Raw genomic sequence first — 26,861 nt, 5'->3', positions numbered from 1 at the left:
ATTTTCCTTAATTTTAAAATTAAAAAATAATTGTAACAATTAAGGCTTATAAAAAGCCTTAAATTTCTGCATATTCTGCAAAAATACAAGCATCAACTGCCCTTAATTCCTCAAGTAAAGCTTTTGAAATTTTTGCATCAAGCAAAATCACAGCTAAAGCTTTTCCAAAACCATTTCTACCAAGTCTAAAATCAGCTATATTGACATTATTTTTAGCTAAAATTCCGCTAACATTAGCAATAACTCCTGGTATATCATTGTTATTTAAAATTATCATTTTCCCTTTTGGTTTAAAATCTACATCAAAACCATTTAACTCTACTATCCTTTGTTCGTTTTCACCAAAAATAGTTCCTGAAATAGAAAGGTTAGAATTATCTGTAATTACCTTTATGGTGATTTTGTTACTATAACCACTACTTGGTAAAATACAAGAAGAAAGTTCCACACCCTTGTCTTTAGCTACAAAATGTGCATTAATATAATTAATATTTTCACCTAAAATTCCTCTTAAAACACTCACTGTTGCAAAAGTTAGCAAAGACTCATTATACTCACTAATTTGTCCTTCACTTTCAAGTTTAATAGCTTTAATAGGAGTTTTATCAAGCTGAGCAGCCAAAAAGCCCATTTTAGAAATAAGCTCAATATAAGGTGCTACAAAACTTGGCAAATCTTCAGTTTTAATTGGTAAATTTAAAGCATTAGGATAAGAAATTCCTCTTGCGGCATTTAAAGCTTGCTCACATGCTTGGATAGCTATATTTTCTTGACTTTCTAAGGTATTTGCACCAAGATGAGAAGTAACAGAAACATTTTCAAAATCTAAAAATGGATGATTAGTTGCAGGTTCTTTATTAAACACATCGATACCAAGCCAAGCTATTTTACCACTTTTTAATCCTTCACACAAAGCATCTTCATTATAAAGACCACCTCTAGCACAATTTATCAATCTTACGCCATCTTTCATTTTAGAAATTTCTTCAAAAGAAATCATATCTGTTGTTTCTTTTGTTTTTGGTGTATGTATAGTAATAAAATCACTTTGAGTTAAAATTGTATCTAAAGAATTCACGCACTCAATACCCAAATCAGTCATTTTAGAAGCTACCACATAAGGATCATAAGCTATAACTTTCATACCAAAAGCTTTTGCGCGTACAGCTACTCTTGAACCTATATTACCAAAACCTATAACCCCTAAAGTTTTGTTCATAAGTTCAATACCATACCATTTTTCTCTTTCCCATCTTCTTTGTATTTTTAAAAAATTATGAGCATTTACAAAAGATCTTGCAGAGCATAATAGATGATTCATAGTAAGTTCAACTGCTGCTATGGTATTAGCCGTTGGCACATTCATAACTATAATGCCTTTTTTAGAGCATTCATCTATATCAACATTATCAACTCCAACGCCTGCTCTAACTAAGGCTTTTAAATTAGAACATGCATTGATAAATTTCAAATCCACATCTGTTGAACTTCTAGTAATAGCCACATCTACATCACTTAATTTTGTTAAAAGCTCATCTTTAGGTAAATGCGCTGCTTCAATAAGTTCTACATCATCAGCTTTTCTTAAAAGCTCCACACCTTTGTCTAATATTGCATCACATACAATAATTTTTTTCATAACCAAACCTCCTTTAATTTTGCATTTATGTTGTAAATTTTTAATTTGTCGATCAGTGCGTTTAAAACTTTTTCATTATTTGTATCTAAATAAATTGCCACTTCATCTTTGCTTTGTGTTAAAGTGTATTTGATAAAAAAAGAATGCAAAGTTTGCTTTAAACAAAACATAGAATAAACATCGTTTTTGTTTACATCGAGCATATAAAATTTTTGTTTTGGTTTTACTACAGAATCATCCATATTAAAACTCATATAAAATTCATTCGCTGCTGGAGAAAAATCATTAACTTTAAGATTTGAAAGTTTATCTTGCCAAGTTTGTGGTAATTCTTTTTTTATCTCATCAAAAGAATATTTAACATTTTGTGAGATAGGCAAATTTCCAACACTTACATATCTCACCATAAAAACAAAAGCAACAATCAAAACTAGGCTTAAAAAGCCTAAAATACCATAAAGGGTATATTTTTTCATTTGTTATTATGAAAGTTGATCTTTGATAATATCACCTAAAGTTACTTTATCATTATCATTGATTTCGTTTAACGCTTCTCTTTCTTTCATTCTTGCAAGACTTTTTACGCTTAAACGAATTCTATTTTTCTTTTCATCAATGAAAACAATTAAAGCTTCTATTGTATCGCCTACTTTTAAACTTGAAAAATCAATATTACCCAAATCTTCTTTGTGAATTAGCGCATCAACACCCTCTTCAAGCTCTACAAAAACTCCAAAATCCTTAATATCTCTAATTTTTCCTGAGATAATATCATTTACTTGGTGTTTTTGTGCATAAACCTGCACAGGACTTTTTTGCAATTCTTTAGTACTTAAAGAAATTTTTTGATTTTCTTTGTCAAGCTTGATGATTTTAACTTCTATAACATCACCAACTTTATACATATCTTTGCATTTATCGTTTCTATTCCATGAAGCATCTTCATTATGCAGCAAACCTTCTAAGTTTGCAATTTTTACAAAGGCACCAAAATTAGTTACAGAAGTAACACTACCTTTTACCACATCACCTACCTTATGTGATTTTAAAAACTCATCAAAAGGTTTTGCTAATAAATTTTTTAAAGAAACTCTAAGTCTTCTTTCTTTAGTATTAATCTCAATTACTTCCACATCAAGCTCTTGGCCTTCGCTAATATAATCTTTTGGATTTTTAGCATTTTTATCCCAAGAAATTTCACTTATATGTAAAAATCCTTCTATATCATTTCCCAAATCAACAAAAGCACCATATGGCTCTATATTTGAAACCGTAACCTTAATAGTGTCACCAACCTCTAAACCATCTTTAATTTCATCCCAAGGATCAGGCATAGCAAGTTTGATAGATAAAGAAAGATGTTTTTTATCTTTATCATATTTAATCACTTTTACAGGAACCTTATCACCCTCATTATATAATGAACTAGGATTTACCGGTCCTTTATAAGAAATTTCACTATAGTGAACCAAACCATCAACACCGCCTACATCAACAAACATACCATAGGTAGTGATTTTTTTAACAATACCTTCTATGATTTCTTCTTGATTTAACACATTTGAGATAATCTCTTTGCGTTTTTTTCTTTCTTCATCTACTATTTTTTTTCTAGAAACTACTATACTTTGAGCTTCTTTATCTATTTTGATGATTTTAACTTTGAAAGTTTTATTGATGATGTTATTTGAATCTTTAAAGCTACTTTGTGATTTTGGCAAGAAAAATTCTACTCCATTTTCATCCACAGCTACAAAACCACCTCTATTTTTGCCAATGATTTTTACATCAAACATACTTTCATCATCTTTATAATTATCAATAAATTCTTTAACTTTTTGCTTTCTTAAAGCTTTTTTATGAGAAAGTAAAGATCTGCCACCGCGAGAACCCACTATAGCAACTTCTAATGTATCGCCTTCTTTGAAGATAAATTCGCCTTTGTCGTTTTGAATTTCTTCTATTGCCAAAATACCTTCTGATTTTTGCCCTACATTTACAAATACTTCATCGCCTTTAATCGCGACAATTATACCCTGTGTAGTTGCCTCCTCATCAGACTTGAAAGATTCCTCGAGCATTTGCTCAAAATCTTCTTCTATAATAATATCCTCTAGTCTGTTTTGAACTTTTTTGTTCACCTCGCTCATCGTGGTCCTTTGTTTTAAATTTTAATTCTTGATTATAGTATTGTTTTCTTTAAACTTAGTTAATTTTGGTGTATTCTTTGATTTTTTCCAAAACCAAATCAATCACCCAATCGGGTGTAGAAGCACCTGCGCTAATACCGCATTTTTCTTTTCCGCTAAACCATTCTTTTTGAATTTCTTTTTCATTTTCGATTAAGTAGCTATCCTCGCAGTAATTTTTTGCTATTAAAAAAAGTTGCTTAGTATTAGCTGAATTTTTTCCTCCAACTATTATCATTACATCACTTTTTTTTGCAAGCTCATTGATTGCTTCTTGGTTTTTAAAAGTTGCATCACATATGGTATTAAAAACGCGTACTTCCTTAACCCTAAGCATTAAATAATTTACAATTTCCATAAATTTTTCTATCTTTTTTGTAGTTTGTGATACCACTGCAATTTTAGAAGGCAATTTAATATCAAACAATTCTTTTTCATCAAGCACTACATATGCCTTAGTGCTTACATAACTTCTAACCCCTTTTACTTCAGGATGATTTTCATCTCCAAAAATCACAACTTCATAACCTTCATTGCTCATTTGCTCACAAATTTTTTGAGGTTTAGTTACAAAAGGACAAGTTGCATCAAAAATTTCTATATCTTTTTGCTTTAATTTTTCTAAATCTTGCTTTGTAATACCATGGGTTCTGATGATAGCTTTTTTTTCTGTGCTTAATTCATTAATATCATTTAATGTTTTAACATTATAATTTTTCCAAAGTCTTGTGATTTCTTCATTATTATGGATTAAAGGGCCTATGGTAGCTGCATCTTTAATCTGTTCAGCCTTTTTAATAGCTCTTTTTACCCCAAAACAAAATCCATAGCTTTTTGCTAGTTCAATCTCCAATTTTAGCTCCTATTTGCTTCAAAATCTCAATAAAATTTGGGAAAGAAGTTTTAATGCATTCACTATCATCTACTTCCATTCCACATCTTAAACCTAAAATTAAAAAACTCATCGCAATTCTATGATCTCCAAAGCTTTCTATTTTAGCACTTTTAACTTCGCCACCTTCTACTTCAAAACCATCTTCTAATTCTTTTACTTTTATGCCACATTTTTGCAAATTTAATACAATTGATTTGATTCTATCACTTTCTTTTACGCGTAATTCTTTAGCATTTTTTATAATGCTTTTTCCTTTTGCACAAGCAAAAGCTATGGCCAAAGCTGGAATTTCATCAATCAGCCATGCGATATTTTCACTCACACTTACTGCCTTTAAAGACGCACTTTCAACACAAATTTCTCCAATACTTTCAAAATCTTCATTGGTAATATTATAGGTGATCTTTGCACCCATTTTTTCTAAAATTTTAAAGGCTTCAATACGTGTTTTATTTAACAAAACATTTTTTAAAACTACTTTTGAATGAGGTAAAATACAAGCAGCTAAGGCAAAGTAAAAGGCTGATGATGGATCATTTGGTACACATACTTCAAATGCTTTTAATTTTTCTTTTAAAGGATTGATTTTGATAAAAGTTTTATCCTCATTTAAATACTCAATGCAAGCCCCCATTTTATTAAGTATAATCTCACTATGATCTCTTGAAAGCTCAATTTCTTTAAAATAACTTTCTTTTTTGGCAAATAAAGCTGCTAAGATTAAAGCTGATTTTACCTGAGCTGAAGCAATATTACTACTAAAATCAAAACCATCTAACTTAGCCCCTTGTATACAAATAGGCGCTAAATTTGCATTAGCTCTTCCATAAATTTTAGCTCCTAAACTCATCAAAGGCTCACTTACACGTCTCATCGGCCTAGCATTTAAATAACAATCCCCGCTAAGTACAAAAAATTCATCTTCAATAGCGCTTAAAAGACCTATTAAAAGTCTCATAGCTGTACCTGAATTGCCACAATCTAAAACACAATTTGGAGATTTTATATATTTTGGAGCTTTAATACAAATTAATTCATCATTTTCTTCAACCTCAGCTCCCAAAGCTTGAATGATTGCTAAAGTATGTAAAGTATCTTGGGCTTTTAAATAATTTTTAATCTTACAAGTTCCTTGGGTAAGCAAAGAAAAGATAGCAAAGCGATGAGATATAGACTTATCAGAAGCTATATATTCAAGCTCTGCTGTAAAAGAATCAATAGGACTGATTTTCATCGAAGTTTTAAACCATGTTCATCATCTAAAGCTTTGATGATTTTATCAATATATCCAAGAATAATATTATCTTCTAAGGTTTTTTCAAAATCTCTAAATACTAAATTAATAGTCAAGCTATAAAAATCGCCTAAATTCTCATCTGTATATAAATCTACTACTCTAAAACTTTCTAATCTTTCAATATCTAATTTAGCAATAGTGTGTTTGATTTTTTCATATTCAAAACCCTTAGGTATAACTATACTTAAGTCCCTGCTCATAGATGGAAATTTAGAATAAGCTTTAGCGGTTTTAAAGTCTTGTTTTAAGCCTTCTAAATCAAGCTCACAAATATAAGTTTTAACCAGATCTCTTTTATTTTCTATACTTAAATGCACTCTACCTACAAAACCTATACGCTTGCCATTTTTATATACATTTGCTTGCTCATATGGACTTAAAAATGCATATTCTGATTTTTGCAAACTAAACTCACCTATAATGCTCTTTAATTCTGCTAAAAAAGTATAAAAATCTACCAAAATAGGCTTGGCCTTATTTGTGATTTTAGCTTCTTCTTTGTAGCCACTAAAGATCATCGCAAATTTAGCATGCTCATTTGAAAACTCATCAAAAACACTACCACATTCAAAAAGTTTGATTTTCTTTTTTGAATTTCTTAGATTAAAGCTTGCTGCATTTAAAAGGTGATTTATCAAAGTGCTTCTTAAAGTATTAAGTTCATTGGTGATAGGATTAATAAGCTTATTTTTAATGCATTTAAATCCTAATTGACTTAATTCTTCTTCATTATCTAAAACATAATGCACACTTTCAAAATATCCATTACTACTTGCTTTTAATCTTAAATTTTTAAGCTCTTGATAATCAAAATATACTTGATTTAGGCGATTTTTTTCTTTAAATTCTAAAGCTTTTGATGGGATATTATCAATGCCAATAATTCTTACTATTTCTTCACTAATATCAGCTATATTTGCTATATCACTGCGATGAAGTGGGATTTTGATATTAAATTGCTCATCATTTACCACACTTATTTCAAAGCCTAGTTTTTTAAGAATTTTTACTAAATTATTTTTATCTATAGGCATACCAATGATTTTATCAATCTCTACACCAAAAATACCAATAATATTTGCTTCATTTTCTTTAAAAACTTGTTGACTTCCAGAAAAAACACTCATCGTGCTAATTTTCAAGCACTCATTAAATAAATACTCCATTCCCAAAGAAAGCTTAGGCTCACTACCTCTTAAAGAACGATATATAGTGTCATTTTTCTTTTTATAAAAGGCTATTGCATTTGCTATAGTTTGAGGACGAGTATAACTTGCTTCTATAATGATGATTTTGCTCTCATCATTGATTTTAAATTTATCTTCTTGCTCTATACCCGCTAAGGCAATCAACTCATCTTTATAATAAACTCCATATTCTCCATGTTCTTGAGTTTTAATTTCTAAAACAATCTTTTCATCGATTTGACAATCTTGACAAAGTTTATGAAAATCATAAGCACAAAAAATCACTCCACTCGCATGAGTTGCATATGTTAAAAGATTTTCTATATTATTATTTTTATATGCTTCTATCAAAGCAAGGCGAATTTGTATCGTAATATTTAGCTTAAATTCTTCTTTAATCTCTAATGCTTTATAAGCAAAAAAGCCTTCAACATCGCTTTGATTTTTAACACTTAATATTCTTCCTATACCTACGCTATTTTCACTTTCTTTTAAAGGATTTAATTCTTTTAAATTTAAATCAAGTGCTGCGCTTAAATCTCTAGCAACACCATATAAGCTCAAACAATCTCCGCGATTTGGAGTAAGTTCAATTTCAATTAATTCATCATTAAAAAGTTCATAATCATTTAAAGCTTTTCCTAGAACTAATTCTCCCATGCTTTCATCTAAAACCATAATGCCTTCATTGCTTTTTCCAAAACCAAGCTCACTAGAAGAGCAAATCATACCCATAGATTCAACCCCTCTAAGTTTGGCAGGTTTTATCTCAAGTCCATTTGGAAGCACTGCACCCACTAAAGATACGGCTACAAATTGATCTTTATCAACATTTTTTGCCCCACAAACAATTTGTAAAATTTCATTCCCAACATCTACTTTGCAAATATTCAATTTATCTGAATTTTCATGTTTAACTTTTTCTAAAACCTTGCCTATTACAACTTTTTGGGGAGCTTTGACACTTTTGAAACTATCAACTTCTAATCCTATAGAATTTAAAGTATTTACTATAGTTTGCGTTGATATTTCACTTAAATCAATCCATTCATTTAACCAATTTCTACTAATAATCATCTAAATTGCTCCAATAATCTTAAATCACCTTCAAACATAGAACGCAAATCAGGAATTTTATGTAAAAGCATAGCAAAACGCTCCACACCCAAACCAAAAGCATAGCCACTTACATTTTTATAACCAACAAATTTATAAACATTAGGATCAACAACACCGCATCCTAAAACTTCAAGCCATCCTGTTTGCTTACAAACCCTACATCCACAACCTTTACAAAATACACAAGAAATATCTACTTCAGCAGATGGCTCTGTAAAAGGAAAAAAGCTAGGTCTAAAACGCACTTTTACATCACCAAACATATGTTTTAAAAAATGTTCTAGCATATCTTTTAAATTTGCAAAATTTACCTTATCACCCTCTTCTACCACAAGTCCTTCCACTTGATGGAACATAGGTGTATGGGTAATATCAAAGTCTCTTCTAAAAACTGCACCTGGTGCTATCATTCTAATAGGTGGTTTTTGAGATAGCATAGTTCTAATTTGAACTGGAGAAGTTTGAGATCTAAGCAAGGTTTTATCTTCAAAATAAAAAGTATCTTGCATATCTCTTGCAGGATGATTTTGTGGTAAATTTAATGCTTCAAAATTATGAAAATCATCCTCAATCAAAGGCCCTTTTTCTATGCTGAAATTTAAAGCTGTAAAATATTCTATGATTTTATCCATAGTTTGCATGATTGGGTGCAAAGCACCTGCATTTGAAGTTTCATCAAAAAAACTAAAATCTTGCACATCTTGTTTCATTTTTTCATTTAAAGCTTTTTCTTCCAATTCTTTTAATTTTACTTGATAAGCTTCATTAAATTCATCTCTTGCTTTATTTAAACCATTAGCAAATTCTTTTTTTTCTTCACCTTGCAAATCTTTTAACTTTGCAAATTCCAAAGTCAAAATACCTTTTTTTCCTAAAACACTTACTTTTATATTTTCAAGTTCTGCTAAAGTACTTGCAGAAGCAATTTTTTCTATCATATCTTGCAATTTTAGCTCCAACTAAATTTTTTTTAAACATTCTAATGTAAAATTATTTAAAATTAGCAAAAATAACAAAAAAAGGACTACTAAATGAGAGAAAAAACCGTATTTGAACTAATCATAGAAGGAAAAATCCCTGCTAATAAAGTTTTAGAAAGTGAAAAATTTTTAGCCTTTCATGATATTAATCCTAAAGCACCTATTCATATTTTAATCATTCCAAAAGAACATTTTGAAAACTTTCAAGAATTAAGACCTGAATTAATGAGTGAAATGACACAATTTATTCAAGAACTAGCTATTCTTTTAGGGCTTGATAAAAGTGGGTATAGATTAATCACAAATTGTGGAAAAAATAGCGGGCAAGAAGTCTTTCATTTACATTTTCATATGTTAGGTGGATTTGAGCTTCCAAAAAATAAAGAAACCCAAATCAATCCTGAATCACTATTCTAAAAAGAGCTTAACTCTTTTTAGATAGCAGGACCAGCTAATTTAAATTCTGCTCCTTCTTTTACATCTTCATAGCGTTTAAAATTTTCTATAAACATTTTTGCAAGCTTTAATTTGGTTTCCTCATAAGCTTTTTTATCTTCCCAAGTATTAATAGGATTTAATAGCTTGCTTTCTACACCTGCTAATTCTTTTGGAACTGCAAGATTAAATAAATCATAATTTTCAAACTCACAATTTTGTATACTACCATCTAAAATCGCATTAATGCAAGCTCTAGTAGCTTTAATGCTCATTCTTTTGCCTACACCATAAGCTCCACCGCTCCAACCGGTATTTACTAGATAAACATTCACATTATGCTTGCTGATTTTTTCGCCCAAAAGTTTTGCATAAACAGTTGGGTGTAATGGCAAAAACACTTCTCCAAAACAAGCTGAAAAAGTCGCAACAGGCTCAGTAATACCTCTTTCAGTTCCTGCTACTTTTGCAGTATAACCACTTAGAAAATAATACATTGCTTGTTCTTTACTAAGTTTACTAACCGGAGGTAAAACACCAAAAGCATCTGCTGAAAGGAAAATAATATTACTAGGATGACCTGCACTAAGACTTGGCTCGTGATTTAAAATATGTTCTATCGGATAAGAAACTCTAGTATTTTCAGTTTTAGAACCATCATTAAAATCAACGCTTAAATCATCTTTTAAAACTACATTTTCTAAAAGTGCATTTTGCTTTATAGCTCCATAAATTTCTGGCTCACTTTGTGGGTCAAGGTTAATACATTTTGCATAACAACCTCCTTCAAAATTAAACACACCCTCATCATCCCAGCCATGCTCATCATCACCTATTAATTTTCTTTTTGGATCGGTTGAAAGAGTAGTTTTACCTGTACCGCTAAGTCCAAAGAAAAGCGCCACATCACCTTTTTCTCCAACATTAGCACTACAATGCATAGGAAGTTTATTTTCTAGCGGAAGCCAATAATTCATCATAGAAAAAATTCCTTTTTTCATCTCTCCGCCATACCAAGTCCCACCAATTACTGCTATATTTTTTTCTATGTTAAAAATGACAAAAACTTCTGAATTTAAACCATCTTTTTCATAGTCTTCATTCACACATTTGCAAGCATTATACACCACAAAATCGGGTTTAAACTCACCAAGCTCTTCTTCTTTTGGACGAATAAACATATTTTTTACAAAATGCGCTTGCCAAGCAATTTGTGTTACAAAACGCACAGCTTTGCGACTTTTTAACGAAGCACCACAATATGCATCTTGGATATAAATATCACTATTACTAAGCTGCTTTTTAGCTTTTGCTAAAAGTTTTTCAAATAATTCCTCGCTAATAGGTTGGTTAATCTTACCCCAAGCAATATATTTTTGTGAAGGATCTTGTTTTACAAAATATTTATCCTTAGGACTTCTTCCGGTAAAAATTCCCGTATCCACACTAAAAGTGCCATTTTTAGTACATACACCTTCATTGTTATTTCTTTCATGTTTTAAAAGCTCATCATAACTAAGATTATGAAAAACTTGCCCGATATTTTCTAAACCTAAATTTTCTAAACCTATCATTTTTGCCTCCTTATTTATAAGTCATTAAAACCTGGCCTTCACTTACACTCTCACCAGCATTTACTAAAAGTTCTGCAATTTTTCCATCTTTACTTGCACTAACTTCAATCTCCATTTTCATAGCTTCAAGCACAGCTACAACTTGACCTGCTTTAACACTGTCATTTTCTTTTACTAAAATTTTAAATACATTTGCATTCATACTCGCAACGATGGCATTAGCACTATCATCTACTTGTGTCTTTTTCACTTCTGTTTTGTCTGAATTTACTTTGACAGCACTTTTAACATTAACATCTCTATCAAAACCTGCACTTACTTCCACATGATATTTATTACCATTAACTGAAACGGTAAATTGATTTTCATTGATAAGACTTGGTTTTAATTTGCTATTTTTTCTAACATTAACCTTAGCTTCACCTTTTAAGAAAACTATACCTTTTTCTTTACAAGCTGCAACGATAAAAATATTTTCTTCACTTGTTTCTAAATTTTCCTTTTCCAATAAGTTTTTAATATAAGCTATACTTTTACTCTCATCTGCATCAGCGATATCTGTAGCTAATTTTATAGTTGGTTCTAATTTTAATTGCTCGCTTGCAAGTTTAATTACTTCAGGATCTGGAACAACGGGAGTTTTTCCAAAATATCCTAAAACCATCTTACCATACCCATCTGCTATTTTTTTCCAAGGTCCAAACATTACATTATTAAAAGCTTGTTGAAAATAAAATTGCGATACAGGAGTAACCGAAGTACCATAGCCACCTTTTTCTACCACTTCTTGCATGGCTTTTATAACTTGAGGAAATTTATCTAAAATATTATTATCTCTCATCATTTGTGTATTAGCAGTTAATGCTCCACCTGGCATAGGTGAAAAAGGTATTAAAGGATTTACCGCTGTTGCTTCAGGTGGTAGAAAATAATCTTTTAAACAATCTTTTAATACTTCTTCGTATTTTAAAATTTTTTCTTCATCCAAACCAAGATCAAAATTGCTTCCCTTTAAAGCATGAAGCATAGTTAAAATATCAGGTTGGCTTGTACCACCACTAACAGGAGCAGCAGCCAAATCTATACCATCAACACCTGCTTCTAAAGCCGCTAAATAGCATGCTATACTCACCCCTGCAGTTTCATGCGTATGTAACCTTATATGCATATTTTCAGGCAAGTTTTTTCTAGCCATTTTAACAACTTCATAAATTTTATTTGGGTTAGAAGTCCCGCTTGCATCTTTAAAGCAAACGCTATCAAAAGGAATTTGCGCTTGTAGGATTTCTTTTAAAATTCTTTCATAAAAAGGTACATCATGCGCACCTTTACATTTTGGAGGCAAATCCATTAAAGTAATAGTAATTTCATGTTTTAAACCATGCTTAACTATACATTCTCCACTAAATTTCAAATTATTTACATCATTTAATGCATCAAAATTTCTTATGGTGGTTGTGCCATGTTTTGCAAACATTTTTGCATGTAAATCAATAATTTCTCTACTACCTGTATCAAGTGCTACAGTATTAACCCCTCTTGCAAGGGTTTGCAAATTTGCTTCTTTTCCAACGATAGCTCTAAATTTATCCATCATTTCAAAGGCATTTTCATTTAAATAAAAAAATAAGCTTTGAAACCTAGCTCCACCGCCAAATTCAAAATGCTTAATATCTGCTTCTTTAGCTGCTTCTAAGGCAGGAAAAAAGTCATTCATCAAAACTCTAGCACCATAAACAGATTGAAAACCATCTCTAAATGTGGTATCCATCACATCAATTAATTTTTTAGCCATAATTTTTCCTTATTTTTGCATCTTTGCAATTATAACCTTACTTTCTTAAAAAATAAATTTATAAAATTTGGTTTAACATAATGATAATAATCGCAACAGGCGCAACAAATCTGAGTAAAAAATACCATATTTCAAAAATACTTTTACTCATAAATTTAGAAAACAAATTATACATTTTCATTTTATCTACAAAAAATCCTACAAAAATAGCACTAGCAATAGCTCCAAGTGGGAGCATAAAATTAGAAGTTAATTTATCCAAAATATCAAAAAAACTTAAACCAAAAAAACTAAAACTAGCCCCATAACTAGCACTAAAAGATAAAATACAACTCATCCCTAAAAGAAAAACCACAAAACCTATAAAAACCAAAGCCTTTTTTCTTGAAATTTTATATTCATTCACAAGATAAAAAGTAAAAGGTTCTATCATAGAAACTGCTGAAGTAATCCCTGCAAAAAACAAAGCCAAGAAAAAATAAAAGGCTAAAAAATGCCCAAAGATAGCACCTAAGTTGGAAAATAAAGTCGTTAAAGATATAAATACAAGTCCAGCACCTTCTGCGGGATTGGCATTAAATTTAAATATAAAAGTAAATACAATAAGCCCCATCATTAAGCCTATACTGATATTTAAAAGCACAATTATGGCTGAACTTGTGATTAAATTTGTATCATCTTTTAATGAAGCTGCGTAAGTAGTAATACAACCTATACCTAAACATAAGGTAAAAAAAGCAAGGCCTAAAGCTGTTAAAACCGAATTTAGATTAAGTTTAGTAAAATCAGGATAAAACAAATAAACAAAAGCTTCTTTAAAACCATCTTGAAAAAAACAATACGCTAGCATTAAAACAAGCATGATAAATAAACTTGGCATGATCCAAACATTAAGTTTTTCTATACCACTTTTAACTCCTCTTGAGACAACAAACAAGGTAAGAAAAAAAGCAATTAAAAAATACAAACTACTTTCTAAAATACTATTTTGTATTAAATTTCCAAACAAAGCTCCTGCCTCTTGGGTATTGCTAGGCAAATAATAAATCGAAGTTATCATGTATTTTAAAACCCAACCCATAATAACAAGATAAAAAGATAATACAAAAATTCCACCAAGCATAAAAAATCCAGCAAATTTCCATTTTTGAGCATATTTAGTTGCCAAGCTTTTATAAGCATTCACAGGATCACTTTGACTTAATCTTCCCATAGCAATTTCAGCCAAAAATACACAAAATCCCACACTAATAGTCAAAAGCAAATACAAAAGCACAAAAGCAAAACCACCATTTTGCCCTACTAAGGTTGGAAATTTCCAAGCATTTCCAAGCCCTATAGCCCCACCTGCAACGGCTAATACAAAGCCTATTTTAGAAAATTTATCATTCATTTTAATGCCTTAGAAAAAAAGCTGTCTGGCCATGATTAAAATCACTGCTAATGGAGAAATATATCTTAAAAAGATATACCAAATTTCAAAATATACCCCACGCATAAATGGTTGAAATAAAATTTGCAAAGCTTCTTTTTTAAGCACAAAACCTACAAAAAATGCTGTAATTAAAGCAGAAATTGGCATTAATAAATTTTGTATGAAAAAGTCTAAAATATCAAAAAAACTTTTTCCAAAGAAATTTAAACTTGGTGCGCTTACATGATAAAAAGAAAGTATAGATAAACTTCCAAGAAAATAAACAATCACACCTACAAAAACCAAAGCTTTCTTTCTTGAAATTTGATAACGATTTATAAGATAAAAAGTAAAAGGTTCTATCATGGAAATAGCTGAAGTAATTCCTGCAAAAAACAATGCGATAAAAAAGGCTATGGCTAAAACATTTCCTAAAAATCCTAATTTTGCAAAAAGTGTTGTTAATGATATAAATATAAGCCCTGGACCTTGTTGGGTAGGATCAGCCCCAAATTCAAATATAAAAGTAAATACAATAAGCCCCATCATTAAGCCAATGATAGTATTAATGATGATAATATTTAAAGCACTACTTATAAAATTTGTTTTATCGGGCAAGCTTGCTGCGTAAGTTAAAATCACACAAACACCCAAAGACATACTAAAAAATGCAAGCCCTAGTGCATCTAATATAGAATTAACACTTAATTTTGAAAAATCAGGTACAAACAAAAACTCACTTGCTTTAGAAAAACCATCCATGCTAAAAGAATACCCGAGCATTAAAATAAGTAGTATAAATAAGCTTGGCATCATCCAAACATTGAGTTTTTCTATACCACTTTTAACACCTTTTGATACTACATAAAAAATAACTATAAATACAAAAGTAAAACATATAAATTGAGATAAAACATCATTAGAAAGTAAATTTCCAAAAATAGCGCCTGCTTCATTTGTATCTTTAGGTAGTTCAAAAAACCCAAAATAAGCATATTTTGCTATCCAACCTATCACAACACTATAAAAAGACACTAAAATAATAGCACCAAGCATAAAAAATCCCGCTAGTGACCATGCCTTTTTATTTTTTGGTGCTAAAGTATGATAAGCATTTACAGGATCTTTTTCGCTAAGTTTTCCTATGCTAAGTTCTGCTAAAAATATCACAAAAGCCACACCCAAGGTTAAAAGTAAATACACCACTACAAAAGCTGAACCGCCATTGTTACCTACCAGAGTTGGAAATTTCCAAGCATTTCCAAGCCCAACGGCTGAACCTGCCACTGCTAATACAAAACCTATTTTAGAAAATTTTTCATTCATCTTTTAACCTTAAAAAAATAATTGTTTTATCATGATTAAAATCACCGCCAAAGGTGAAATATATCTTACAAAAAAATACCAGCACTCAAAGTATTTACCCCTCATATAAGGATAAAATAAAGTTTGCAAAGCTTCTTTTTTAAGTACAAAGCCTACAAAGATTGCACCAAATAACCCGCCCAAAGGCATCATTAAATTTGAAGCTATAAAATCTAATATATCAAAAAAACTTTTTCCAAAAAATTCCAAAGAATCTTTACTCCACTCAATTCCTGATAAAATACACAAACTTCCCAAAAAATACACAATGAAAGCTATAAAAATCAAAGCTTTTTTTCTTGTAAAATTATAAGAATTAATTAAATAAAAGGTTAAAGGTTCTATCATGGAAACTGCTGAAGTAATCCCTGCAAAAAATAAAGCTATAAAAAAGGCTATGGCTAAAATATTTCCCAAAGGTAAAAAGCCAATTGGATCAATATTTGAAAACAAACTCATTAAAGATACAAAAATCAAACCTGGACCTTGCTGAGCTGGATTGCCATTAAATTCAAATATGAAAGTAAATACAATAAGTCCCATCATAATACCAATGATAATATTAATAATAATAATATTAATAGTACTTGTAATAAAATTTGTTTTATCAGGCAAACTTGCAGAATAAGTTATAATCGAACCCACTCCAATAGATAAAGAAAAGCAAGCAAGTCCTAAAGCACTCAAAAACGCCCCTACACCAAGCTTAGAAAAATCAGGAGAAAACAAAAATTCACTCGCCTTAGAAAAACCATCCATACTAAAAGAATACCCAAGCATTAAAATAAGTAGTATAAATAAACTTGGCATCATCCAAACATTAAGTTTTTCTATACCACTTTTAACACCTTTTGATACTACATAAAAAATAACTATAAATACAAAAGTAAAACATATAAATTGAGATAAAACATCATTAGAAAGTAAATTTCCAAAAATAGCGCTACTTTCTTCTATGCTTTTTGGTAAAGGAAAAAATCCAAAATAAGCATACTTCACAATCCATCCTATAATCACACTATAAAAAGAAACAATCAAAATAGCGCCTATTAAAGAAAAACCGACTATAGACCAAGCTCTTTTGTGTTTTGGTGCTAAAGTATAATAAGCATTTACAGGATCTTTTTCACTAAGTTTTCCTATACTAAGTTCTGCTAAAAATATCACAAAACCTACACCCAAAGTCAAAAATAAATACAAAAGTACAAAGGCTGAGCCTCCATTTTGCCCTACTAAAGTTGGAAATTTCCAAGCATTTCCAAGCCCAACGGCTGAACCTGCCACTGCTAATACAAAGCCTATTTTAGAAAATTTATCATTCATAAAAATAACCTTAAATTTTATAAGCACATAAAAAACATTTAATGTAGCTAAAAAAAACTTTAATTTATTTTAAAATATGCTTATTAATTTAAATTTCAATAATTTTAAAGCTATATTAATATATAATTTCGCTTTTATAAATCACGAGTAGGGATACGCAAGCCGAAAGGATTTAAATTTTATATCGAGGGAATACTATGAAAAAAATCGTATTTTTAATGCTAGCTTTAAGTGGTTTTGCATTCGCTGCTGAAGGCTCTATGAATCAATGGTTAGCTTCTTTTTCTATCTTAGCAGCAGGTTTAGGACTTGGTGTTGCAGCTTTAGGTGGTGCTATTGGTATGGGTAATACTGCGGCAGCAACTATAGCAGGTACTGCTAGAAACCCTGGTCTTGGTGGTAAATTAATGACTACTATGTTTATTGCTTTAGCGATGATTGAAGCTCAAGTTATCTATGCACTTGTTATTGCTCTTATCGCTCTTTATGCTAATCCATTCCAAGCATTAGTAGCAGCTTAATTATAAAAGCCCTTTTTAGGGCTTTATGCGGTTATGGTGGAACTGGTAGACACGCCATCTTGAGGGGGTGGTGCGCTCAGCGTGTGCGAGTTCAAATCTCGCTAACCGCACCATTTAAGGAATTTTAAAAAATGGTTTTTTATCTCTTAATTAGTGCAATAGCTTTTTTAATTCTTTTTTTTGCTATTAAAAAATATACACTAAAATTAGATGAGCAAGTCTTACTTGAACCCATTAAAAATGATATTTATCCTGAGTTTTGTGATCTTATTAACGAAGAAATAAGAAATATCAAAAACAATCTTTTACAAAACACTTTTACACTTCAAAATGAAAATAATAAAGATGAATTTTTGGAAAATTTAAGCGATATGAGCAGAAAGCTTAACCATATTCAAACTATGAATTTAAGTAAAAAAAGCAATGCTTTGTGGGAAGAAGCTCTTTTTGACTTTTTAAAAGAGCTCGAAAAGCTTAATGAACAATACTTAAAGAATAGTGATGAGATTAATGATTCAATCAGAACTTCTTTGCAAGAAAAATTTTCTAATTTAACAAAAAACTAACACAAACAAATTATTTATTTCAAAAAACACTTTATAATTTTAAGCTATTTTTATAAAGGAAATTCATGTTTGTCAATAAGAAAAAAATCAATGAGCAAATTATTCAATTAGAACAATCTAATCAAGCTTTTCAAGATATACTTAATGCTATTAGCAAAACTATGGCGATGATAGAATTTCAAACAGATGGGACCATCATTAGCGCTAATGAAAATTTTCTAAAAACTATGAATTACTCTCTAGATGAAATTAAAGGAAAACACCATAGTATGTTTTGCTTACCTGAAGTAGTAAAGTCTCAACGCTATGTTGATTTTTGGAGAGATTTAAAAGGTGGTAAATCAAGAAATGGTCTTTTTAGACGCATCGCAAAAGGTGGAAAAGACATTTATCTTGAAGCTAATTATCTTCCTATTTTAGATCAAAATAACAAAGTATATAAGGTTATTAAATTCGCCAATGACATTACTCAAAGGCACTATGAAATGCTTGATTTAAAAAACACCATAGATGCAGCTAATCGTTCTATGGCTATTATTGAATTTAATCCTTATGGAGAGATTTTAAATGCTAATGAAAACTTCACTCAAACTATGGGTTATTCACTAAATGAAATCAAAGGAAAACACCATAGTATGTTTTGCGAAGAAAAGTTTAGAAACTCAAAAGAATATACAATTTTTTGGGAAGAATTAAGAAGTGGTAAATTCCAATCAGGAAAATTTATACGCTTTGGTAAAAACAATAAACTAATCCACCTAGAAGCAAGCTATAATCCTATCAAAAATGATGATGGAGAAATTTATAAAGTTATTAAATTTGCAACAGATATTACCGAGCAAGTTGTAAGAGATGAGGAAAAACTAAAGCTCATTAGCGAACTAGCAGAACAAAATGATAATTTAACTCAAGAAGGCGATAGTGTTATAGAAAATACGGTTCAAAATATTCAAAATATTGCCGAGATGATGAATAATAGTAGTAATTTAGTTTCATCATTAAATGAACAATCAGAAGAAATCAAAAATATCATTCAAACTATTAGTGATATAGCAGATCAAACCAATCTTTTAGCGCTAAATGCTGCCATAGAAGCAGCGCGTGCTGGAGAACATGGACGTGGTTTTGCCGTGGTTGCTGATGAAGTTAGAAATCTAGCTGAAAGAACTGGACATTCAGTAAATGAAATTACTACTACCATTAATTCTATTAGAAATGTAACAGCTGAAGTGGTGCAAAGTATTAAAGATGGTTTAAGTGGTGTAAATCAAAGTGTGGATTTAGCCAAAGAAGCTAGAGAATGTATGGAAAAAATTAGAAATAGCTCAACTAAAGTAGCACAAGCTATGCAGGATAAATAAGAGTTTTTAGCTCAAAAGCTAAAAACTTTTCCTGCTATAAAGCTTTTTTCTACCTTACCTTGCAAGGTATCATTTGCATATAAACCTTCCCCTTTAAAAGAAAGATTTTCTTCAAATACAACCAAATCAGCATCAAAACCAAGTTCTATTTTACCTTTGTTTAATCCTAAAAATTGCGCTTGATTATAGCTTGTAAAATCACATAATTCTTTCCAAGTTAAAACACCTTCTTTTACTAAATATGTAAAACATAAACTCATATACATAGCTATGGCATTAATTCCAAAGTCTGCTTCATCAAAAGCTAAATCTTTTTTAGTGCTAGGAGTATGCAAAGAGCTTAAGAAAGTAATTTTTTTATCTTGAAGTAATTTTTTAAGACCTATTAATTCATTTTTTGCTCTTAGTGGAGGTAAAATTTTTGCTTGAGTATTGAAATTTTCACAAGCGTTTTCATCTTTGATTAAATGATGGATTGAAATTTCACTATATTGATCATGTAGTAATTCAAATGATCTTGTAATTGCTAAAGAGTTAAAACAAGCTTTGTTTTTATAAAACTCCACCAATTCTTTCATTTTTGCTACTTCACTAGTCTCAGCTATATTACTAATTCCTATAAGTCCTAATTCAAAACTTGTTTGCCCATCATTCATCACCCCATGATCATCAAAACTCTCATCAAAACACTTTAAAAACATCGGAGTTGATTTCATATTAGCATATTGCATGCACTGTCTTAAATAATTTGCGCCTAAAGTACTTGAAAGCTCCAAGCCTTTTGCACCCATATCAATTAAGGTGGCGATATTTTTTAATTTTTCTGTTTTATCTAATACATTAATAGTAGGTAAAACATTAATATCTAAAGATTTTAATTTATCAAAATAAAGTGCATAGCCTTGAGTGTTAGCTTCTAAACTATCTTTTAAAACAATAGTCCCTACCCCGCCTTTTAAGCATGCTTTTTCAAGATCATATAATTTATCTATACTAAATTCATTATCAAGCAAACTAACATTTAAATCAATAAACGAAGGAAGCAAAGTTTTGCCTTTTATATCAACAATATACTCATCATCTTTTAAATCATTGGCAATTTGAGTGATTTTTCCATCTTCTATTTTAAGATCAAGTACTTGTTCACCATAAATTTTTGCACTTTTGATAATCATGATATTTCCTCCTTTGATGACATCAAATCTTTCAAAGATTCCCAAGCATTTTTACCCTCTAGCATTAAAACCACTTCATTGACAATCGGGGTATAAATTTGAAATTGCTTTGATAAGGCATGTATAGCATAAGCAGTTTGCACTCCTTCGGCTACCTCTCCAAGCTCCATTAAAATATCTTTTATATTTTTGCCACTAGCCAAACTCAAACCTACTCTATAATTTCTTGATAGATTGCTTGAAGCTGTTAAAAATAAATCTCCAGCCCCACTAAGTCCTAAAAATGTTTCTTCTTTAGCACTAAAAAACTGCCCAAAACGGTGCATTTCTACTAAACCTCTTGAGACTAAAGAAGCTCTTGCATTATTGCCTAAATTTAAGCCATCACAAACTCCGCTTGCAATTGCTAAAACATTCTTATAAGCACCACAAATTTCAGCACCTTTAACATCAGAACTTGTATAGGTTTTAATATAGTTTGGAAAAAAACTCGCAAATTGATTACAGAGTTCTTGATTTTTACCACTAATAACCAAAGCACAAGGTTTTTTCTCTAGCACTTCGCTTGCAAAAGAAGGTCCACTTAAAAAACAAAGTCTATCACTACTTATGAACTCACCAAAAACCTCATCCATAAATTTTAAACTTTTGCAATCAATGCCCTTAGAAGCTACAAGAATTTTTTGATTTAAATCTTTAAAATTATTTACAAGCCACTCATGTATTCCTTGAGCATATAAAGCAAAAACCAAATATTCATACTCTAAAGCTTCTTTGGTGCTAACAAAATAAGAAAGATCTTTTTCGTGAAAAGAAGTTATCACGCATTCATTTTTAACACTCAATGCATCATATAAAGCACTTCCCCATTTTCCTGCACCAATAACTGCTATTTTCATATTTAACCAAGTTTTGCTTTTAAAATTTCATTTACCTTAGCAGGATTAAATGCACCCTTGCCTGCTTTCATTGCCTGACCGACAAAGAAACCAAAAAGTTTATCTTTGCCACTTTTATATTCAGCTACTTTATCTTCATTGTTTGCTAAAATTTCATCAACAATCTTTTCAATAGCACCATCATCGCTTACTTGTTTTAAACCAAGTTTTTCAATAGCATTATCAATTTCAACTTCTGTATTTTCAAACACATAAGCTAAAATATCCTTACCTGCTTTAGCACTAATAACACCTTCTTCTATACGTTTGATTAAAACAGCTAATTTTTCTTGTTTTATAGGTGAGTTTTCTATAGTTAATTCACCTTTTAAAAGTCCCATTAACTCGGTCGTAAGCCAAGTAACACAAAGTTTTGGGTTTAATTTTTGATCAATTAAATGCTCAAAATATCTACAAAGCTCCAATGAAGACACAATCACTTCACTATCACTTTCTTTAATACCTAACTCACTAACAAATCTAGCTTTTTTCTCATCAGGAAGTTCAGGTATATCTTGACTTAGCATTTCATCATCTAAAATTACAGGTAAAAGATCAGGATCAGGAAAGTATCTATATTCAGCAGAATCTTCCTTACCTCTCATACTTCTAGTAACCAAATTAACCGTATCAAATAATCTTGTTTCTTGCACAACTTCTTGATCGTATTTTCCATCTTCCCAAGCTTCACTTTGGCGTTTTACTTCATACTCAATCGCCTTTTGGATAAAACGGAATGAATTTAAATTTTTAATCTCCACTCTAGTATAAAGCTTATCATCACCCTTTGGACGAATACTAACATTAGCATCACATCTAAAACTACCTTCTTGCATATTTGCATCTGAAATATCTAAAAATCTTATAATAGAATGAAGCTTTTTCAAATAAGCCACTGCTTCATCAGAACTTCTAAGTTCAGGCTCGCTAACGATTTCAAGCAAAGGTGTACCTGCTCTATTTAAATCTACTTTTGAAAAATTACTTTCATGTATATTTTTCCCCGCATCTTCTTCTAAATGAGCTCTAGTAATACCTATGCGTTTATTTTCTCCATTTACATTGATAAACAGCTCACCATTTTCTACTATAGGAATGTCAAATTGCGAAATTTGATAAGCCTTTGGTAAATCGGGATAAAAATAATTTTTTCTATTAAAAATACTTTTTTTATTTATAGTTGCATTAACTGCTTTTCCAAATGCTATAGCTTTTTTCACTGCTTCTTGATTTAATACAGGCAAAGCACCTGGTAAAGCTAAACATGTTGGGCATACATTAGTATTTGATTTTTCTCCAAAAGAAGTTGCACATGAACAAAAGATTTTTGTTTTGGTATTTAATTGTGCATGAACTTCAAGTCCTATAACAACTTCAAACATTAAAATTTTCCTTAGAATTTTTTGTTTATTCTAGCGTTTTTTATTTCAAAAAGAGTTTAAAAAAGAATAAAAGAGGAATATTAAAAAAGAAAAAAGCAAAAAATATTTTTTGCTTTTTAAAAATTAATGATGTTCATCAACTACAGTTGCACCTGCTAAATAAACATAAGTTAAAATCATAAAAATAAAAGATTGCAAAAATGCCATAAAAGTTAGAAGCATATAAGCAGGTAGTGGTGCAACCCAAGGCACAAGAGCTAAAATAACTGCTAAGAATAAATCATCTCCTTTGATATTACCAAATAAACGGAAAGATAAAGAAATAACTCTTGAAAAATGAGAAACCACTTCTATAGGAAACATTAAAGGTGCTAGAATTTTAACAGGTCCCATAAAATGTGCAAAATACTTAAAAAATCCTTGAGTTCTAATGCCTTCAAAATGATAATACACAAATACTATAATAGCCAAAGAAGCACTAAAATTTAAACTAGCACTTGGAGCTTCAAAACCTGGGATAATCCCTATAATATTACTAAAAAACACCATAAAACCTATAGTTGCAACTAAAGGCAAGTATTTTCTAGCAGCTTCATCACTACCCATAGTATCTCTACCCATACTTAGAATGCCTTCCATATAAGCCTCAGCTAAATTCTGACTACCTCTTGGAACAATTTGCATGGATCTTGTAGCAAGTTTTGCTAAAATCAAAGAAATCACAACTACTATACCTAAGTGAAAAAAGTATGCAAAAGTGTGACTAGAATCTATAAAAGAACTAAATAAAAATAAATCTTTCATTAAAAATCCTTAGCAGAATAAATATTTCAAAGCTAATATTATAAAAAAAAATTGCTTATATTTTAATGAAAATTCATTTTATTAGCGCAAAAATATCCTCCTAAAATCGCACCTGTAAAACCACCGCCAGGAAATATAAAAGCATTAGCAAAATACAAATTTTCTATACTTTTACTTTTATAATGCAATCTATATTTAGCCCCTTCTTGATCTTGAGAAAATCCATAAATTGCACCCTCGTAAGCTTTAGTGTATCTTTGTATAGTTTTTGGGGTAGCTAATTCTTGATGGATTAAGTGTGAACTTAAATTTGGAAATATCTCATCTAGTCTTTGCACTATAGCTTTTAATACTTCTTCTTTTTTAGCTTTATAATCTTGTTTATTTAAATCCCATTCACTATAATTTGAACTAAAAGCTACAACACCTATGTATTTATCGCTAGCTAAACCACTATCAATTTTAGAATAATTCACAAAAGCCATAGGTCTTTTTTTGATATCTAATTTTAAAATATTAGTATTTTCATATGAACTATTTAAAAAATCATCCTCAAATATAAAATTGCAATAATCCATATTTTCATAAATTTTAGAAATATCTTTATCATAAATAAAATAAGCACTTACCAAAGAACAAGCACGCTTTTTAGACTCTATTGCTTTGATTTCTTGGGTTAAATTTAAATCTTTAAGTAAGTCTTTATATACGATTAAAGGATCACAATTTGCAATGATATTTTGTGCACAGATGGTGTGTTTTTGATTGTTTTGAATGTATTCTACTCCATAAGCTTTTTGATCTTTTGTGAGTATTTTAATAACTTCAGCCTTAGCTAAAACCTGTCCTTGATTTTCTTTTATAACCTCAGCCAAAGCATCACTTAAAGCTTGTGAGCCACCTTTAATATATACCCCACTATCATAATAATGCTTTTGAGCAATGCCATGAAAACTAAAAATAAATTCCTTACTATCATGATGATAATAACTCATATTTGCATTTAAAATCTTTTTTAACTTATCATTTTTAATATAAGCATTTAAAACATCATAAACTTTTTTATTAAACAATCTATTTTTGATAAATATCCAAGAAGTGCTAAATGGAAATAACAATAATTCACTTAATTTTAAATCCCAAGGAAACCTTCGAATAGCATAAGCTTGCGTTTTTATAGCTTTAAAATATTTATCAATGCCTTTGCATTCTTGTGGAAATTCTTTTTTCAAAACCTCTTTTACGTTTTCTATACCATGAGGCAAAGTTAGATTATAATTTTTACTTTTAATACTCCATGCACTTGGTAAAAGTAAAATTTCAATTTTATTCTTTATACCAAGTTTTTCAAAAATCAAATGCTTCATATCAGTTTTTGCTTCACCTAGGTCCATTTCATGAAGCCCCGCATCAATCAAAGCACCTTTTCTTTTAAAACAAGTAGCACAACCACCAATTAAAGAATGCTGTTCTAAAACTAAAACTTTTTTACCATTTCTAGCTAAAAAAGCACCCGCGCTTAAGCCTCCAAGTCCTGAACCTATAATGATTACATCAAATTTTACATCCATTCTAAAACCTCACGTAATTCTTTAGCTACAAAACATTTTAAACCAAGTTCTTCTATAGGTTTAACCGGCACTATGGCATTTTTAAATTTTTGCATTTTAGCTTCTTTTAAACGCACATCAAGTGAAAATACTTCTTTAATCTCACCATTTAAACTAAGCTCACCCACAAAAACACTATCTTTGCTTAAAGGGCGGTTTTTAAAACTTGAAATAATCGCTGCAACCACCGCTAAATCTGCCGCAGTTTCGCTAATTTTCACCCCACCACTTACATTAATAAATACATCATAATGCCCCAAAGGAATTTCAAGCTTTCTCTCAAGTAAAGCTATGAGCATATCTAAACGATTTTTTTCATAGCCTGTTGCACTGCGTTTTGGGTAAGCACTCTCACAAACTAAGGCTTGAATTTCTAGTACTAAAGCTCTGCTTCCTTCCATCACTACACTCAAAGCGCTACCACTTACTGCCTTGCCACGCGTAAAAAATCTATTAGCTATGTCTTTAGCACTAATTAAACCCTTAGAAGTCATTTCAAAAATACCAACTTCGGAAATATTTCCAAAACGATTTTTAAAACCTCTTAAAATCCTTATTTCTTTATTAGCATCACCTTCAAAATAAAGCACTACATCTACCATATGCTCTAAAATTCTAGGTCCAGCTATAGCTCCATCTTTAGTAATATGACCTATGATAAAAGTGCTGATATTATTAGCCTTAGAATAGCGCATTAACTCAAAAGTAATTTCTCTAACTTGAGTGATACTACCTGCTGCTGAAGTAATTTTATTAGAATATAAAGTTTGAATAGAATCAATAATTAAAATTTCATAATCTTTTTTAGAAAGCTCGCTTAAAATATCTTCCAAGCAAAGTTCAGTAAGTAAAAATAAATTCTCGCAATTTGCATTCAAACGATCTGCGCGCAGTTTGATTTGAGATTTACTCTCCTCTCCACTTACATAAAGTACTTTTTTACCACTTTTTGCCAAATTGGAAGCAATTTTTAATAAAAGTGTGGATTTTCCAACCCCAGGTGAACCCCCAATTAACACCAAAGAGCCCACAACAAGCCCACCACCTAAAACTAAATCAAGCTCATTATCGTCAGTGCTAATGCGAGTGAAATTTTCTGCTATAACATCATTTATACATACTGCAGAACTTAGAGTGTTTGAGAGTGAATTTAACTCTTTTAAAACCTTAATTTGCTCTTGCTTTAGCTCAATAAAACTATCCCAAGAACCACATTCAGGACATTTGCCTAGCCATTTACTTTGCTGATTTCCACAAGCTTGACATTCAAATAAAATATGTTTTTTAGCCAT

22 protein-coding genes and 1 tRNA gene are annotated in these 26,861 nt (G+C 30.4%); 5 read left to right on the top strand and 18 right to left on the bottom strand.

Translation table 11 applies throughout. The features are described 5' to 3' along the window. Window positions 1-58 precede the first annotated feature (58 nt). Genes serA through pheS form a run of 7 tightly spaced genes read right to left on the bottom strand, consistent with a single transcriptional unit; the run spans window position 59 to window position 9,273 of the window. Window positions 59-1,639, bottom strand: a complete 1,581-nt coding sequence (gene serA, locus L8X30_RS04165; RefSeq protein ID WP_263679168.1) for a phosphoglycerate dehydrogenase — start codon at window positions 1,637-1,639, stop codon at window positions 59-61. Further along, window positions 1,636-2,115 carry a hypothetical protein gene (locus L8X30_RS04160; RefSeq protein WP_220555329.1) on the bottom strand — a complete coding sequence of 160 codons (480 nt, stop codon included), beginning with the start codon at window positions 2,113-2,115 and terminating at the stop codon, window positions 1,636-1,638. The genes serA and L8X30_RS04160 overlap by 4 nt, the downstream gene beginning before the upstream one ends. Before the next feature lie 6 nt (window positions 2,116-2,121). Next, window positions 2,122-3,789: a 30S ribosomal protein S1 gene (locus tag L8X30_RS04155; RefSeq protein ID WP_263679166.1), complete on the bottom strand. Its 1,668-nt coding sequence runs from the start codon at window positions 3,787-3,789 to the stop codon at window positions 2,122-2,124. A gap of 55 nt (window positions 3,790-3,844) precedes the next feature. Continuing rightward, entirely contained in the window at window positions 3,845-4,681 is an 837-nt protein-coding gene (locus L8X30_RS04150; RefSeq protein ID WP_039668700.1) for a 4-hydroxy-3-methylbut-2-enyl diphosphate reductase, read from the bottom strand. After that, the gene (gene aroA, locus L8X30_RS04145) at window positions 4,671-5,957 is read right to left on the bottom strand and encodes a 3-phosphoshikimate 1-carboxyvinyltransferase (RefSeq protein WP_263679165.1); all 1,287 of its coding nucleotides are present in this window, start codon (window positions 5,955-5,957) and stop codon (window positions 4,671-4,673) included. Before aroA ends, L8X30_RS04150 begins: the two co-directional genes overlap by 11 nt. Then, window positions 5,954-8,284, bottom strand: a complete 2,331-nt coding sequence (gene pheT / locus L8X30_RS04140) for a phenylalanine--tRNA ligase subunit beta (RefSeq protein ID WP_263679163.1) — start codon at window positions 8,282-8,284, stop codon at window positions 5,954-5,956. Before pheT ends, aroA begins: the two co-directional genes overlap by 4 nt. Next, a complete protein-coding gene (gene pheS / locus L8X30_RS04135) occupies window positions 8,281-9,273 on the bottom strand; it encodes a phenylalanine--tRNA ligase subunit alpha (RefSeq protein WP_220555325.1) in 993 nt (330 codons plus the stop codon). The genes pheT and pheS overlap by 4 nt, the downstream gene beginning before the upstream one ends. Window positions 9,274-9,357: 84 nt before the next feature. Between pheS and L8X30_RS04130 the strand changes: the two genes are divergently transcribed. Continuing rightward, a complete protein-coding gene (locus tag L8X30_RS04130; RefSeq protein ID WP_240379776.1) occupies window positions 9,358-9,723 on the top strand; it encodes a histidine triad nucleotide-binding protein in 366 nt (121 codons plus the stop codon). Between the two features lie 17 nt (window positions 9,724-9,740). Here L8X30_RS04130 and pckA read toward each other — a convergent pair whose 3' ends face one another. Genes pckA through L8X30_RS04105 form a run of 5 tightly spaced genes read right to left on the bottom strand, consistent with a single transcriptional unit; the run spans window position 9,741 to window position 17,212 of the window. Next, complete coding sequence (gene pckA, locus L8X30_RS04125) at window positions 9,741-11,315, bottom strand: phosphoenolpyruvate carboxykinase (ATP) (protein ID WP_263679159.1); 1,575 nt, start codon at window positions 11,313-11,315, stop codon at window positions 9,741-9,743. A 10-nt stretch (window positions 11,316-11,325) separates the two neighbouring features. Beyond that, entirely contained in the window at window positions 11,326-13,110 is a 1,785-nt protein-coding gene (locus tag L8X30_RS04120; RefSeq protein ID WP_263679158.1) for a biotin/lipoyl-containing protein, read from the bottom strand. A 58-nt stretch (window positions 13,111-13,168) separates the two neighbouring features. Next, window positions 13,169-14,503 carry a sodium-dependent transporter gene (locus L8X30_RS04115; protein WP_263679157.1) on the bottom strand — a complete coding sequence of 445 codons (1,335 nt, stop codon included), beginning with the start codon at window positions 14,501-14,503 and terminating at the stop codon, window positions 13,169-13,171. A 9-nt stretch (window positions 14,504-14,512) separates the two neighbouring features. Further along, window positions 14,513-15,850: a sodium-dependent transporter gene (locus L8X30_RS04110; protein ID WP_263679155.1), complete on the bottom strand. Its 1,338-nt coding sequence runs from the start codon at window positions 15,848-15,850 to the stop codon at window positions 14,513-14,515. 9 nt (window positions 15,851-15,859) lie between these two features. Continuing rightward, entirely contained in the window at window positions 15,860-17,212 is a 1,353-nt protein-coding gene (locus L8X30_RS04105; protein WP_263679154.1) for a sodium-dependent transporter, read from the bottom strand. Window positions 17,213-17,409: 197 nt separating this feature from the next. Between L8X30_RS04105 and L8X30_RS04100 the strand changes: the two genes are divergently transcribed. The 4 genes from L8X30_RS04100 to L8X30_RS04085 all read left to right on the top strand — a co-directional run bounded on the left by L8X30_RS04100 (window position 17,410) and on the right by L8X30_RS04085 (window position 19,660). Beyond that, window positions 17,410-17,733, top strand: coding sequence for a F0F1 ATP synthase subunit C (locus L8X30_RS04100; RefSeq protein ID WP_012661906.1), 324 nt, complete (start codon window positions 17,410-17,412; stop codon window positions 17,731-17,733). Between the two features lie 27 nt (window positions 17,734-17,760). Continuing rightward, window positions 17,761-17,846: transfer RNA gene (locus L8X30_RS04095), tRNA-Leu, on the top strand. Window positions 17,847-17,864: 18 nt separating this feature from the next. After that, window positions 17,865-18,299: a hypothetical protein gene (locus L8X30_RS04090; RefSeq protein ID WP_263679153.1), complete on the top strand. Its 435-nt coding sequence runs from the start codon at window positions 17,865-17,867 to the stop codon at window positions 18,297-18,299. Between the two features lie 65 nt (window positions 18,300-18,364). After that, a complete protein-coding gene (locus tag L8X30_RS04085) occupies window positions 18,365-19,660 on the top strand; it encodes a methyl-accepting chemotaxis protein (RefSeq protein ID WP_263679152.1) in 1,296 nt (431 codons plus the stop codon). An 11-nt stretch (window positions 19,661-19,671) separates the two neighbouring features. Here the strand turns inward: L8X30_RS04085 and L8X30_RS04080 are convergent, their stop codons facing one another. The 6 genes from L8X30_RS04080 to radA all read right to left on the bottom strand — a co-directional run bounded on the left by L8X30_RS04080 (window position 19,672) and on the right by radA (window position 26,861). Next, on the bottom strand, window positions 19,672-20,835 hold the full coding sequence (locus L8X30_RS04080) for a metal-dependent hydrolase (RefSeq protein ID WP_263679151.1): 1,164 nt from the start codon (window positions 20,833-20,835) through the stop codon (window positions 19,672-19,674). After that, window positions 20,832-21,734 (bottom strand): NAD(P)H-dependent glycerol-3-phosphate dehydrogenase, encoded by a 903-nt coding sequence (locus L8X30_RS04075; RefSeq protein ID WP_263679149.1) that lies wholly within the window; start codon window positions 21,732-21,734, stop codon window positions 20,832-20,834. The genes L8X30_RS04080 and L8X30_RS04075 overlap by 4 nt, the downstream gene beginning before the upstream one ends. A 2-nt stretch (window positions 21,735-21,736) precedes the next feature. Next, the gene (gene gatB, locus L8X30_RS04070) at window positions 21,737-23,155 is read right to left on the bottom strand and encodes an Asp-tRNA(Asn)/Glu-tRNA(Gln) amidotransferase subunit GatB (protein ID WP_263679140.1); all 1,419 of its coding nucleotides are present in this window, start codon (window positions 23,153-23,155) and stop codon (window positions 21,737-21,739) included. Between the two features lie 123 nt (window positions 23,156-23,278). Continuing rightward, window positions 23,279-23,959: a F0F1 ATP synthase subunit A gene (locus L8X30_RS04065; protein ID WP_039668715.1), complete on the bottom strand. Its 681-nt coding sequence runs from the start codon at window positions 23,957-23,959 to the stop codon at window positions 23,279-23,281. 62 nt (window positions 23,960-24,021) lie between these two features. Further along, window positions 24,022-25,530 carry a phytoene desaturase family protein gene (locus L8X30_RS04060; RefSeq protein ID WP_263679139.1) on the bottom strand — a complete coding sequence of 503 codons (1,509 nt, stop codon included), beginning with the start codon at window positions 25,528-25,530 and terminating at the stop codon, window positions 24,022-24,024. Next, complete coding sequence (radA, locus tag L8X30_RS04055; RefSeq protein ID WP_263679137.1) at window positions 25,521-26,861, bottom strand: DNA repair protein RadA; 1,341 nt, start codon at window positions 26,859-26,861, stop codon at window positions 25,521-25,523. The genes L8X30_RS04060 and radA overlap by 10 nt, the downstream gene beginning before the upstream one ends.

Origin of the sequence: Campylobacter sp. CNRCH_2015_0338h, from assembly GCF_025772785.1 — a bacterium.
Taxonomy (GTDB): Bacteria; Campylobacterota; Campylobacteria; order Campylobacterales; family Campylobacteraceae; genus Campylobacter_D.
Note: the sequence above shows the minus strand (reverse complement) of the source record. Positions and strands in the feature narration are given on the sequence as shown.

Bases quoted from the DNA above. Each gene is read 5' to 3' on its own strand.
- L8X30_RS04120 (WP_263679158.1), bottom strand. From the start codon at position 13,110: ATGGCTAAAAAATTAATTGATGTGATGGATACCACATTTAGAGATGGT.
- serA (WP_263679168.1), bottom strand. From the start codon at position 1,639: ATGAAAAAAATTATTGTATGTGATGCAATATTAGACAAAGGTGTGGAG.
- pheT (WP_263679163.1), bottom strand. From the start codon at position 8,284: ATGATTATTAGTAGAAATTGGTTAAATGAATGGATTGATTTAAGTGAA.
- L8X30_RS04155 (WP_263679166.1), bottom strand. From the start codon at position 3,789: ATGAGCGAGGTGAACAAAAAAGTTCAAAACAGACTAGAGGATATTATT.
- L8X30_RS04105 (WP_263679154.1), bottom strand. From the start codon at position 17,212: ATGAATGATAAATTTTCTAAAATAGGCTTTGTATTAGCAGTGGCAGGT.
- L8X30_RS04110 (WP_263679155.1), bottom strand. From the start codon at position 15,850: ATGAATGAAAAATTTTCTAAAATAGGTTTTGTATTAGCAGTGGCAGGT.
- L8X30_RS04100 (WP_012661906.1), top strand. From the start codon at position 17,410: ATGAAAAAAATCGTATTTTTAATGCTAGCTTTAAGTGGTTTTGCATTC.
- L8X30_RS04090 (WP_263679153.1), top strand. From the start codon at position 17,865: ATGGTTTTTTATCTCTTAATTAGTGCAATAGCTTTTTTAATTCTTTTT.
- aroA (WP_263679165.1), bottom strand. From the start codon at position 5,957: ATGAAAATCAGTCCTATTGATTCTTTTACAGCAGAGCTTGAATATATA.
- L8X30_RS04060 (WP_263679139.1), bottom strand. From the start codon at position 25,530: ATGGATGTAAAATTTGATGTAATCATTATAGGTTCAGGACTTGGAGGC.
- L8X30_RS04085 (WP_263679152.1), top strand. From the start codon at position 18,365: ATGTTTGTCAATAAGAAAAAAATCAATGAGCAAATTATTCAATTAGAA.
- L8X30_RS04160 (WP_220555329.1), bottom strand. From the start codon at position 2,115: ATGAAAAAATATACCCTTTATGGTATTTTAGGCTTTTTAAGCCTAGTT.
- L8X30_RS04130 (WP_240379776.1), top strand. From the start codon at position 9,358: ATGAGAGAAAAAACCGTATTTGAACTAATCATAGAAGGAAAAATCCCT.
- L8X30_RS04065 (WP_039668715.1), bottom strand. From the start codon at position 23,959: ATGAAAGATTTATTTTTATTTAGTTCTTTTATAGATTCTAGTCACACT.
- gatB (WP_263679140.1), bottom strand. From the start codon at position 23,155: ATGTTTGAAGTTGTTATAGGACTTGAAGTTCATGCACAATTAAATACC.
- pckA (WP_263679159.1), bottom strand. From the start codon at position 11,315: ATGATAGGTTTAGAAAATTTAGGTTTAGAAAATATCGGGCAAGTTTTT.
- radA (WP_263679137.1), bottom strand. From the start codon at position 26,861: ATGGCTAAAAAACATATTTTATTTGAATGTCAAGCTTGTGGAAATCAG.
- L8X30_RS04075 (WP_263679149.1), bottom strand. From the start codon at position 21,734: ATGAAAATAGCAGTTATTGGTGCAGGAAAATGGGGAAGTGCTTTATAT.
- L8X30_RS04115 (WP_263679157.1), bottom strand. From the start codon at position 14,503: ATGAATGATAAATTTTCTAAAATAGGCTTTGTATTAGCCGTTGCAGGT.
- L8X30_RS04080 (WP_263679151.1), bottom strand. From the start codon at position 20,835: ATGATTATCAAAAGTGCAAAAATTTATGGTGAACAAGTACTTGATCTT.